The organism is Curtobacterium sp. BRD11 (assembly GCF_031844345.1).
Lineage (GTDB): Bacteria > Actinomycetota > Actinomycetes > Actinomycetales > Microbacteriaceae > Curtobacterium.
This window is the reverse complement of record NZ_JAUZUZ010000003.1, coordinates 236,713-248,379: the sequence shown is the minus strand read 5'-3', so window position 1 is coordinate 248,379 and position 11,667 is coordinate 236,713. Positions and strand designations below refer to the sequence as shown.

At 72.9% G+C, this 11,667-nt stretch carries 11 protein-coding genes; 10 read left to right on the top strand and 1 reads right to left on the bottom strand.

The genetic code is table 11. The features are described 5' to 3' along the window. Positions 1–118: 118 nt before the first annotated feature. From Q9R28_RS09075 to Q9R28_RS09065, 3 genes are read left to right on the top strand one after another with little or no spacing between them, the layout of a single operon-like run. Positions 119–1,204, top strand: a complete 1,086-nt coding sequence (locus Q9R28_RS09075) for a type III polyketide synthase (protein ID WP_066652945.1) — start codon at positions 119–121, stop codon at positions 1,202–1,204. Further along, positions 1,201–1,947: a methyltransferase domain-containing protein gene (locus tag Q9R28_RS09070; protein ID WP_268746770.1), complete on the top strand. Its 747-nt coding sequence runs from the start codon at positions 1,201–1,203 to the stop codon at positions 1,945–1,947. The genes Q9R28_RS09075 and Q9R28_RS09070 overlap by 4 nt, the downstream gene beginning before the upstream one ends. A gap of 35 nt (positions 1,948–1,982) precedes the next feature. Beyond that, positions 1,983–2,489 carry a hypothetical protein gene (locus Q9R28_RS09065; RefSeq protein WP_066652955.1) on the top strand — a complete coding sequence of 169 codons (507 nt, stop codon included), beginning with the start codon at positions 1,983–1,985 and terminating at the stop codon, positions 2,487–2,489. Between the two features lie 39 nt (positions 2,490–2,528). Here the strand turns inward: Q9R28_RS09065 and Q9R28_RS09060 are convergent, their stop codons facing one another. Next, positions 2,529–3,581, bottom strand: coding sequence for a zinc-dependent alcohol dehydrogenase family protein (locus Q9R28_RS09060; protein WP_066652958.1), 1,053 nt, complete (start codon positions 3,579–3,581; stop codon positions 2,529–2,531). A gap of 95 nt (positions 3,582–3,676) precedes the next feature. Here Q9R28_RS09060 and Q9R28_RS09055 point away from each other — a divergent pair, with 95 nt between their 5' ends. From Q9R28_RS09055 to Q9R28_RS09025, 7 genes are all read left to right on the top strand, one after another. Continuing rightward, complete coding sequence (locus Q9R28_RS09055; RefSeq protein WP_251154738.1) at positions 3,677–4,609, top strand: DUF3097 domain-containing protein; 933 nt, start codon at positions 3,677–3,679, stop codon at positions 4,607–4,609. Positions 4,610–5,293: 684 nt separating this feature from the next. After that, entirely contained in the window at positions 5,294–5,947 is a 654-nt protein-coding gene (locus Q9R28_RS09050; RefSeq protein ID WP_066652971.1) for a spermidine/putrescine ABC transporter substrate-binding protein, read from the top strand. A 154-nt stretch (positions 5,948–6,101) separates the two neighbouring features. Beyond that, entirely contained in the window at positions 6,102–6,503 is a 402-nt protein-coding gene (locus Q9R28_RS09045) for a DUF3054 domain-containing protein (RefSeq protein WP_066652973.1), read from the top strand. Between the two features lie 221 nt (positions 6,504–6,724). After that, on the top strand, positions 6,725–7,633 hold the full coding sequence (locus Q9R28_RS09040) for a hypothetical protein (RefSeq protein ID WP_311205926.1): 909 nt from the start codon (positions 6,725–6,727) through the stop codon (positions 7,631–7,633). A 59-nt stretch (positions 7,634–7,692) separates the two neighbouring features. Beyond that, on the top strand, positions 7,693–8,769 hold the full coding sequence (locus Q9R28_RS09035; protein WP_311205925.1) for an ATP-binding cassette domain-containing protein: 1,077 nt from the start codon (positions 7,693–7,695) through the stop codon (positions 8,767–8,769). Further along, positions 8,766–9,611, top strand: coding sequence for an ABC transporter permease (locus tag Q9R28_RS09030; protein ID WP_066652975.1), 846 nt, complete (start codon positions 8,766–8,768; stop codon positions 9,609–9,611). Before Q9R28_RS09035 ends, Q9R28_RS09030 begins: the two co-directional genes overlap by 4 nt. A 66-nt stretch (positions 9,612–9,677) precedes the next feature. After that, positions 9,678–11,663 (top strand): amino acid transporter, encoded by a 1,986-nt coding sequence (locus tag Q9R28_RS09025; protein ID WP_209683555.1) that lies wholly within the window; start codon positions 9,678–9,680, stop codon positions 11,661–11,663. Positions 11,664–11,667 lie beyond the last annotated feature (4 nt).

Genomic DNA, 11,667 nt, shown 5'->3' with positions numbered 1-11,667 from the left:
CCGGCCGCGACGGACGGGAGGCACGGGGCCGGCTGGCACCGTGCCTCCCGTCCGTCGCGGCACCGACCGGACCGGACCAACCTGGGGACGTGTCAGCGACCCGGTGACAGGATGGGTCGTGACCGCAACGATCCGCGCCATCGGGACCGCCGTCCCCGACACCACCCTCGACCAGGGTTCGGTGCGTGACCTGTTCGCCGGGCAGCCCGGCCTCGGCCGCCTCGGCGCACGGATCGTGCCCGCGGCGTTCGACGCATCCGCCGTGGAGCACCGGCACACGGTGATCGAGGAGCTCGACGCCTCGCGGCCCGGCGGCCTCTTCCGACAGGACTCCGGAACGCTCGTCTCACCGTCCACCGGCACACGCAACGACCGCTACCGGGACCTCGCTCCGGCGCTCTTCGTCGCGGCCGCCCGTGACGCCGTCGAGCGCGCCGGGGTGGCACCGGACCACGTCACCCACCTGGTGACCGTCTCGTGCACGGGGTTCACGCAGCCCGGACCGGACATCGACGTCGTCGACCAGCTCGGACTGCCCGCCGGGGTGTTCCGACACCACATCGGCTTCATGGGGTGCTGCGCCGCCTTCCCGGCGCTGCGGATCGCGGCGGCCTTCGCCGAGGCGGACCCCGACGCGGTCGTGCTCGTCGTCTGCGCGGAACTCTGCACCCTGCACGTCCGCGCGTCGGACGACCCGGACCAGATCGTCGCGAACAGCGTCTTCGGCGACGGCGCGGCGGCAGCGGTCGTCGCGGCGGGCGGGCCGGGCCTGCGCATCGAGCGGTTCGCGACGGCGACGGTGCCCGAGGGTGCGTCCGAGATGGCGTGGAACATCGGTGACGAGGGCTTCGAGATGGTGCTCTCCACCGCCGTCCCGAAGCTCGTCGGTGTGCACGTGCCGGCTGCCGTCACCGCGCTGCTCGGCGAGGGCGAGACCTTTGCCGACGTGCCGGTGTGGGCGGTGCACCCCGGTGGACGGGCGATCCTGGACCGGGCGCAGGACGCCCTCGAGCTGCCCGACGGCGCGGTCGCGTCGAGCCGCGCCGTGCTCCGCGACCACGGCAACATGTCGAGCGCGACGGTGCTGTTCGTGCTCCGCGACGCCGTCGAGCAGGGCCTCGCGCCCGGATCGCCGGTCGCGGCCGTCGCGTTCGGTCCCGGGCTGACGGTGGAGAGCGCGAGGCTCACGGCGGTCGAGGCGTGACGGACCGGCCACGGACCGTGCGCGGCACGGACGGCGGACGTGAGCCCGGCGCCCGAGCGGTCGACCTCCGACAGCGGGACACGGTCCTGCAGGAGCTGATGGACGACCCCGGGTGCGACCCGCGGGTGCTCGACCGGACGTTCCGGCGGTTCGCCGTGGTGAACGCGCTGGTCAGCGGGTGGCGGGCGGTCTGGCGGACGCACGTCGTCCCCGCGCTGCCACCGAGCGGTCGTGCGCGGGTGCTCGACCTCGGCTGCGGTGGCGGCGACCTGGCGCGCTCGCTCGTGCGGTGGGCGGGCAGTGACGGGCTCTCGCTCGAGGTCGTCGGGGTCGACCCGGACGACCGCGCCATCGCTGCAGCCCGACGGTCGACAGCGCGCGGGGTGACCTTCCGGCAGGCGTCGAGCACGGACCTCGTCGCCGCGGGGGAGCGGTTCGACGTCGTCGTGTCGAACCACGTGCTGCACCACCTGGACGACGACGCCCGAGCGGCCTTCCTGTCGGACTCCGAGCAGCTGGCCACCGGTCGGAGCCTCCACTCGGACATCCGTCGGTCGCGGCAGGCCTACCGCGCGTACGCGCTGGCATCCCCGCTCGTGTCCGCCGGGACGTTCGTCCGGGTGGACGGACTCCGCTCCATCCGCCGGTCGTTCACCGTGCCGGAGCTGCAGGAGGCGCTCCCCGCGGGGTGGAGGGCCGAGCGGGCGGCGCCGCACCGTGTGCTCGCGGTCCGCGACGCGTAACGCTCGCGAAACAGCCGCTGCGGGACGCTCGACCCGTGACTCCCTCGCTGTTCCGCCGCGCTGCGCGCGACGCCGTCCTGCTGACCTCGATCATCGCGGCGTCGGCCGCACTGACCGCGTGTGCGGGCACTGCCCCGCCGCCGGACGATCGCGCGACCGCCGGGGCCGGTGAACGGTGGTCCGCCTGCATGCGCGGGAAGGGCTACGACGTCGAGGACGTCACCGACCGTCAGGCCGAGTCCGGTCTGTCGAAGGTACCCTCGGGAGCCGACGAAGCGGCGTTCTCGGAGGCAGCGGGAGCCTGCTCGACGGCAGTGGGGATCCCGCGTGCGGACGAGGCGCAGCTGCGGGAGTGGGATCGCCAGTACGAGGCCGCGGACGCCTGCATCCGCGAGCGCGGCTACCCGGACTTCCCCGGACAGCACGGCAGCGGCCGGTTCGACCGTGAGGACGAGCCGGAGTTCACGGAGGTGGCATCGGCGTGCCTCCGGGAGTTCGCGCCGGACGTCCAGCAGATCACGGTCCCGCCGCCCGGCGACTGAGCACCGAGCGGCGGGACCGGACCTGCGACGCGGCCGGTGCTACGGACGCAGCAGCACCTTGATCGCGCGCCGCTCGTCCATCGCCGCGTACGCCTCGGCGGCCTGGTCGAGGGGCAGCTCGAGGTCGAACACCCGGCCCGGCTCGATCGTCCGCGAGAGCACGTCGGGCAGCAGCTCCTCGATGTACGCGCGGGCGGGGGCCATCCCGCCACCCACGGTGATGTTCTTCGCGAACAGGAAGGGCATCGGCAGCTCGGGTGCACCCGCGGGGACCCCGACGTAGCCGACGTTGCCGCCGGGGCGGACGACCCGCAGCGCCTGGTCCATGCTCTCCGCGGTACCGACGGCCTCGAGGGCGCAGTCGGCGAGCTCCCCGCCGAGCAGTTCGCGCACGGCGGCGATGCCCTCCTCGCCGCGGGTCTCGACGACGTCGGTCGCCCCGAACTCCCGCGCCAGTGCCTGGCGGTCCGCGTGCCGGCTCATCGCGATGATGCGCTCGGCGCCCAGGCGCGCGGCGGCGAGCACCGCGGACAGGCCGACCGCGCCGTCGCCGACGACCACGACGGTCTTCCCCGGGCCGACCTCGGCCGACACGGCGGCGTGGTGTCCCGTCGAGAAGACGTCGGAGAGCGTGAGGAGCGACGGCACGAGGTCGTCGTCCACCGGGCCCGGGACCTTCACGAGCGTCGCCGCGGCGTCGGGCACCCGGACGTACTCCGACTGGGCGCCGCCGATCGGGTGGCCGTAGGCGTCGGTCGTGCCGCCGAAGATCGAGCTGTGCTCGCAGCCGCTCGTCATGCCGTGCGTGCACGCCTGGCAGGTGCCGTCGTTCGTCGTGAACGGCGCGATGACGAAGTCGCCGGCGGACAGGCCCGTGACGTCGGCGCCGACGGACTCGACGACGCCCACGAACTCGTGCCCGATGGTGTGGGCCTGCTCGGTCCCGCGGACGCCGCGGTACGGCCAGAGGTCCGATCCGCAGACGCAGGACGCGGTCACCTTGACGACGGCGTCGGTGGGCTCGATGAGGACGGGGGTGTCGCGCTCCTCGACGCGGATGTCGCGAGGGGCGTGGATGACGGTTGCGCGCACGGTGTGGCCTTCCGATCGGGGGTGGACGCGGCGCGTACCGTGACGCGCCAGGGTGCCGGCGCCGTTGCGGGACCCGTCGACACTACGCTTCCCGGGTGGACGACGACCGGTACGGCAGTGACGTGCTCTCGGGCGACTGGCGCTCGAAGGGCGTCAAGAAGGTGCGGCAGGTGCCGCTCGAACGCGACATGGTGCTCGAGGACCCCGACTCCGGGTGGGCGGGCGCCGTCGTCGGGCTCGAGGCGGGCAACGTCGCCCTGGAGGACTGGAAGGGTCGCACCCGCGCCTTCCCCTTCACCGGGCAGTTCCTGCTCGAGGGCGAACTCGTCACCCTCGGTCGTCCGCAGGCGCCGGTCGGTCGTTCCGCCGCGGCTGCACCCCCGGCTCGCGCCGCCGGTGCGGACGGGAGGCCCGGGGCCGCGCCCGCCGTGCGGCACACGACCGACGGTGGTCGCCTCCGGACCGCGTCGGGTTCGTTCGCCGTCGAGCAGCAGCGGGCACGAGTGGCGCTGCCCTCGCGGATCATGGTCGAGGGCAGGCACGACGCCGAGCTCGTGGAGAAGGTCTGGGGCGCCGACCTCCGTGTCGAGGGCGTCGTCGTCGAGTACCTGGAGGGCGTCGACAACCTGGCCGACGTGCTCGACGAGTTCCGGCCCACCCGAGAGCGTCGCGTCGGGGTGCTCGTCGACCACCTCGTCCCGGGGTCGAAGGAGTCCCGGTTCGCCGACGCGGTGATGCGCGGGAAGTGGGGCGCGCACGTCCTCGTCGTCGGGCACCCGTTCGTCGACGTCTGGCAGTCGGTGAAGCCGGCGCGCCTCGGGCTCGAGGCGTGGCCGACGATCCCGCGCTCGATCGAGTGGAAGAAGGGCATCCTGCAGCACCTCGGGTGGCCCGCGGCGGAGCAGGCCGACGTCGCCCGTGCATGGCAGCGGATCCTCGGGCAGGTCCGGACCTTCAACGACCTGGAGCCACAGCTGCTCGGGCGCGTCGAGGAGCTCATCGACTTCGTGACCGAGCCGCGGGCCTGAGCACGGCACCACCCGGGGCCGGATCGACCGAGGCGGGGCCGACCCGTGCCTCCCGTCCGTCCCGTTCGCCGAGCGGGCGGAACCGGCGGGGGCGGACCACCTCTGCTGCCGTTCCTTCCCGCTCGCCGGCCCCCGCGTCCGGCGACCATCGCGAGCGGGCGGATCGCGTACTCCCGCGCCCGGCCCGGTCGCCGGTTCCGCCCGTTCGCCGGCCCCCGCGTCTGGCGGCCATCGCGAGCGGGCGGATCGCGTACTCCCGCGCCCGGTCCGGTCGCCGGTTCCGCCCGCTCGCCGGCCCCCGCGTCCGGCGACCATCGCGAGCGGGCGGAACGCGTACTCCCGCGCCCGGTCCGGTCGCCGGTTCCGCCCGCTCGCGCGACGTGTCCGCTCGCGCGTCCGGTACCGAGCGCGAGAGGGCGGAACGCGCAGGTCCGCGCAGGGCTGCTCGGCCGTTCCGCCCGCTCGCCGGGTGGTGCCGGACGCTCACCCGAGCGGGCGGAACTCGCACCTGCGCGACCGGTCCGGCAGGCGTTTCCGCCCGCTCGCGGCACACCTGGCCGCTCGCCGCACCGCGCCGGGCCGACGAGGGGGCGGAACGTGCGGGCCGCTCGGCGAGCGCGGCGCGTTTCCGCCCGCTCGGGCGCGCTCCGGGGGCAACCGCGCCGCGCGGCCTACTGTTGAGGGATGGACGGCATCGACGGTCGCGTGCGGAGCGCGGTCGACGTGTGGTTGCGCTGGCTGCCGCGCTGGCAGATCGGGACCGCCCGCCCGCGGACGCGGATCTGCCGGAAGTGCACCGGTTCTCCGATCGCCTCGGCAGCGGGCTTCGGCCCGGACGTGCCGCACGCCGTCCAGCACGCGTTGATCGGTCGGATCTCGACCATCGTCGAGGACGCCGTCGACGAGTACACCGCGAAGAACCTCCCGCTGCTGCACCGTGAGCTCGAACGGGCCGCCGCGCGGAAGCGGCACGCGGGCTACCAGCCGACCGAGGGCCTGTCGCCGGAGTTCCAGGGACTCGACGTGGACCCGGAGCCGTCGCCCGGGGAGCCGTTCCTGTTCACCCTCGACGAGATGACCGGCACGGGGGCGGGGGAACAGACGCCGCGCGAACCGCTGTCCGACGAGGCGAAGGCCGCACTGCGGCACGAGATCGCCCTGTCCGACGAGTGTGCGCGCGCCACGGGGACGGCCGTGTGCCTGGCCCTCGTCGAGCACCGTCCGCGGATCGCCGAGGCCGTCGAACGCCTGGTCGAACCGCAGATCGCGGCGCTCGTGTCCGACATGTTCCGCGGGTTCGACCTGCCGGAGGAGAACGGTCGCCCCGGGCTGTTCTGAGCGCGGGCCCCGGCAGGACTGGGTCACGACGGGCAGCGTCACGACGGACTGGGTCACGACGGGCAGGGCAACGACGGCGCAGGGTCACGACGGGGTGGGTGCGACGACCGGGCGGGGGTCACGAGCAGCGCTCCGACCGCGCGAGAATGGTCGGGTGACTCGCACCTGGGGCTGGCTCGCAGCCGTCGTCGACATCGTCCTCATCGTCGCCTTCGCGCTCATCGGGCGGTCCTCCCACGCCGAGGCCTCGTCGCTCACCGGACTGTGGACGACGGCGTACCCGTTCCTGGCCGGCTGGCTCGTCGGGTACCTGGTCGTGCGCGGTTGGCGGCGTCCGCTCAGGGTGTGGCCGACCGGTGTGGTGGTGTGGGTGGCGACGGTCGCGATCGGGATGCTGCTCCGCGTGCTGACCGGGCAGGGCGACGTCGCGGGGGATCCGCTGCCCCTGTCGTTCGTCATCGTCGCGACGATCTCGCTCGCGGTCTTCCTGCTGGGGTGGCGGCTGCTCGCCGGGCTCGTCCTCCGCACCGGGCGGCGGGGTCGCGGGCGCGCCTGAGCAGTCGCCGGCGCTCGTCGCCGTGGAGGGAGCCCCGTCCTCGTCGCCCGCCCGAGTCCCGCCGACGAACGCTCCAGTGCCGGGTCGACGGCACTCGGCGCGCGCCGACACCGCTCTCGGCCAGTTCTGTGCGGTCGCACAGTCAGCGGTCGCCGGCGCTCCCTAGGGTGGCACCGACGGACCCTCCCGACCGGGGCGGACCGCACCGAAGGAGCAACGACATGGGATTCCTCGACCGACTGCTCGGCCGTCCCGAGCGCGACCGCGACCAGCAGGGCGGGTGGGGCCAGCCGCAGCAGCAGCCGCAGCAGCAGCAGGGCTACCGGTACGGACAGCAGTCGTACCAGGTGCCGCCCGTCCAGCAGGGACAGCAGGACGGCGACCAGCAGTACGGAGCCCAGCAGTACGGGACCCAGCAGGGCCAGCAGTACGGCGGCCAGCAGTACGGGACCCCGCAGTGGGGCGGTCCCGCTCAGCCCAGCGGACAGCAGTACGGCGGCCAGCAGTACGGCGGACAGCAGCCGGGCGGACCGCAGGGTGCAGCGTCCACCGACGACGAGCGCGCCGTCGAGCGCTACCGCTACCTGCTCCGCACGGCGCCGCCGGAGCGCATCGAGGAGGTCCACGCCGAGGCCTTCGCGACCCTGACGCCCGAGCAGCGTCGGATGGTCTACGACGAGTTCACCCGCAGCGCCCCGGACGGCGAGGCCCCCCGCGGGGACGACCCGCGGTCCCTCGCCCAGGCGGCGACCCGCTCGGAGATCCGGCAGCCCGGCTTCATGGAGCGCTCGCTCGGTGGCATGAACGGCGGCGCGGGAGCGATGGGTCAGCGCGGTGGTCCGTCGTTCGGCCGGATGATCGGCGCCTCGATCCTCGGCACGGTCGCCGGGTACGTCATCGGCTCGGCGATCATGAGCGCCTTCCTGCCCGACGCCGGATCGTTCGACGGCGGTACCGATGCTGCGGGCGACGGCGGTTCGGAGGACACTGGTGCCGACTCCGGTGACGGCGGGGCGTCCGATGCGGGCGCGTTCGACGGCGGCGGGTACGAGAACGCGGGCTGGGACGACGGCGGCGGAGACTTCGGCGGCGGCGGCTTCGGCGACTTCGGTGGTGACTTCGACGTCTGAGTGACGTCGTCGCTCCCTCCGACCCCACACCACACCGACGTGGCCGACGAGGGAGCGACATGGCCATCATCGAAGCCTCCGGGCTGACCAAGACCTACCGATCGCGCTCGGGTCCGGTGCACGCACTGGCCGGGCTCGACCTGTCCGTCCCCGAGGGCACCGTCACGGCGCTGCTCGGACCGAACGGCGCGGGCAAGACCACCACCGTGAAGGTCCTCACGACGCTCGTCACCCCGGATTCCGGCCGGGCGACGATCGACGGCATCGACGTGGTCGCCGACCCGCAGGCCACCCGCCGGTCCATCGGTGTCTCGGGGCAGTACGCCGCTGTCGATGAGAACCTCACCGGGGCCGAGAACCTCGAGATGATCGGCCGGCTGTACCACCTCGGTCGACGGGCAGCGCGGCAGCGGGCGCGCGAACTCATCGAGGTGTTCGACCTGTCCGAGGCCGGAGACCGACCCGTGAAGGGCTTCTCCGGCGGCATGCGTCGGCGCATCGACCTCGCCGGTGCGCTCGTCACGAACCCGCGCGTGCTGTTCCTCGACGAGCCGACCACCGGACTGGATCCCCGGAGTCGCCTGGCCCTCTGGGCGATCATCGAGGGCCTGGTCGGCGACGGCGCCACCGTGCTGCTCACGACGCAGTACCTCGAGGAGGCCGACCAGCTCGCCGACGACATCGCCGTGATCGACGACGGACGGGTGATCGCCGAGGGCACCGCCGACCAGCTCAAGGCACAGGTCGGTGGACACCGCGTGGTGGTCACCCTGGTGGACGAGGACGACCGGGAGGCCGTGGTCACCGCCCTGCGCCGCCACGGCGTCGGGGACGTGGAGACGTCGGCCGACGGGCGCACCTCCGGCATCGCGGTCGAGGCCGGACCGCAGGCGCTCCAGCGGGTCCTCGCCGACCTGGGCGAGGCGGGCATCCGGCTGCACGACGCCGGCATGCGACGCCCGACGCTGGACGACGTCTTCCTGCGCCTCACGGGACACGCCGCCACGGCGGACGAGGAGGACGCGCCGGACGGTGGCGGCGGGGCGGGCGCGGGACGTTCCTCCCGGCCGGGGCGACGCGACACGGTGGGAGCCACGGGGGAGACGAACGACAGCACCCCGGAGCGTGTCCGGTGACCGCCGTCGGCGCGTCGCGGCAGCAGCTGCCGGTGGTCGTGACCTCGCCCGTCGCGATCTGGTTCGAGGACGGCTGGACCGTCACGCGACGGAACCTGACGAAGATCAAGCGGTCCCCGGACATGCTCGTCTTCGCGGTGCTGCAGCCGATCATGTTCGTGCTGCTCTTCAGCCAGGTCTACGGCGGGGCGATCCAGGTGCGGGGGACCGACTACACGCAGTTCCTGATGGCGGGGATCTTCGCGCAGACCGTCGTGTTCGGGGCGACCTTCTCGGGGTCGGCGATGGCGCAGGACCTCAAGGAGGGCCTGATCGACCGCTTCCGGACCCTGCCGATGTCGGCGTCGGCGGTGCTCGTCGGGCGCACGAACTCGGACCTGGTGCTCAACGCGATCTCGATGGTGATCATGATGCTGACCGGGCTGGCGGTCGGGTGGCGGGTCGGGTCCGCACCGCACGAGTTCCTCGCCGGGGTCGGGCTGCTCCTGCTCTTCAGCTACGCGTTCAGCTGGGTGATGGCGCTGCTCGGAATGAGCGTCCGGACGCCGGAGGTCATCAACAACGCGTCCTTCATGGTGCTGTTCCCGCTGACGTTCATCTCGAACGCCTTCGTGCCGAGCGAGACGATGCCGCTCGTGCTGCGGGTGTTCGCCGAGTGGAACCCCGTGTCGTCGCTCGTGCAGGCCGCACGGGAGCTGTTCGGCAACGTCGGCACGGCTCCCGTCCCCGACGTCTGGACGATGCAGCACCCGGTCGTGACGGTGCTGATCGGGATCGTGGTGCTGCTCGTGGTGTTCGTGCCGCTGTCGGTGCGGAAGTACACCAGGATCAGCGCGGGCTGAGGCGCCGTCCACAGACCCGGTCGTGGGGTGCCCGAGGGTCGTCGGGACCGCTTACCATCGACTCTCGTGACCGCGACCGAAGCCGAGCGTGCCGCCCAGGGCGGCGCCACCGGGCGACCCTCCGACCGCAGCGTGCGGCTGCGCCGCTGGATGCTGCACGGAGCCGACCAGGGTGCCTCGCACCAGGGCCCTCACCAGGTCGAGGTCGAGAAGACCCACTCGTGGTGGCGGGTCATGTGCCTGACCGGGGTCGACTACTTCTCGACGCTCGGATACCAGCCCGCCATCGCGGCGCTCGCCGCCGGGCTGCTGTCGCCCATCGCGACGATCGTGCTCGTGCTCGTGACCCTGTTCGGCGCCCTGCCCGTGTACCGACGGGTCGCGTCGGACAGCTTCAAGGGTGCCGGCTCGATCATGATGCTCGAGAAGCTGCTGCCGTGGTGGGCCGGGAAGCTCTTCGTGCTCGTGCTGCTCGGGTTCGCCGTGACCGACTTCATGATCACGATGACGCTCTCGGCCGCCGACGCCACCGCGCACATCGCCGAGAACCCCTTCACGCCGCACTGGTTCACCGAGATCCCGGTGCCGATCACGCTCGTGCTGCTGCTCCTGCTCGGCGTCGTGTTCCTCCGCGGGTTCAAGGAGGCCATCGGCATCGCCGTCGGGCTCGTCGCGGTGTTCCTCCTGCTCAACGCGGTCGTCGTCGTCGTGGCGCTGTGGCACGTGTTCGAGCGTCCCGTCGTCGCGAGCGACTGGTGGTCGAACCTCACCGCGCAGCACAGCAACCCGCTCGTGATGATCGGGATCGCGCTGGTCGTGTTCCCGAAGCTGGCGCTCGGCCTCTCCGGCTTCGAGACGGGCGTGGCGGTGATGCCGCAGGTGCGCGGCGGGGCCGGTGACGACCCGGACGGCCGCCCCGAGGGACGGATCCGCGGCACGAAGCGCCTGCTGACGACCGCCGCGATCATCATGAGCACGTTCCTCATCACGTCCTCGATCGCCACGACCTTCCTCATCCCGCAGCAGGAGTTCCAGCCGGGCGGCGGCGCGAACGGTCGCGCCCTGGCGTTCCTGGCGCACGAGTACCTCGGCAACGTCTTCGGGTCGGTCTACGACGTGTCGACGGTGGCGATCCTGTGGTTCGCGGGCGCGAGCGCGATGGCCGGTCTGCTCAACCTCGTGCCGCGCTTCCTGCCCCGCTACGGCATGGCGCCGCAGTGGGCGCGTGCGACCCGGCCGCTCGTGATCATCTTCACGCTCATCGCCTTCGCGATCACGATCATCTTCGAGGCGAACGTCGACGCGCAGGGCGGCGCCTACGCCACGGGTGTCCTCGTGCTCATCACCAGCGCGGCCGTCGCGGTGACGCTGTCGGCTCGGCGGCGGCAGCAGAAGAAGCGGACGATCGGCTTCGGGGTCATCGCGGTGGTGTTCGTCTACACCACGGTCGCGAACGTCATCGAACGTCCGGACGGTGTCCGCATCGCCGCGGTCTTCATCATCGCCATCGTCGTCGTGTCGCTGGTGTCCCGTGTGCGGCGGTCGTTCGAGCTCCGGGCGTCGTCGATCGAGCTGGACGCGACCGCCCGGCAGTTCATCGAGGCCGACGCCGACCAGTTCAGCTCCGTCTGCATCATCGCCAACGAGCCAGGCGCCGGGACCGCCGAGGCCTACCGGTCGAAGGGGCGCGAGGAACGCCGCGACTCGGGCATCCCCGCGCGCGTGCCGACGATGTTCCTCGAGGTGCTGCCAGCCGACTCGTCCGACTTCGAGGAGGACCTGGTCGTCGAGGGACACGTCGTGCAGGGCCACCGTGTCCTGCGCGTCCGGTCCGGCAACGTGCCGAACACCATCGCGTCGACGCTGCTCGCCGTGCGGGACATCGCCGGCGTCGTGCCGAGCATCTACTTCGAGTGGAACGAGGGCAGTCCGATCCAGAACGCCCTGCGCTTCGTGTTCACCGGGGTCGGCGACGTCGCCCCGGTGACGCGCGAGGTCCTGCGCGAGGCGGAGCCGGACGTGCACCGGCGGCCGACCGTCCACGTGTCGTGACCGA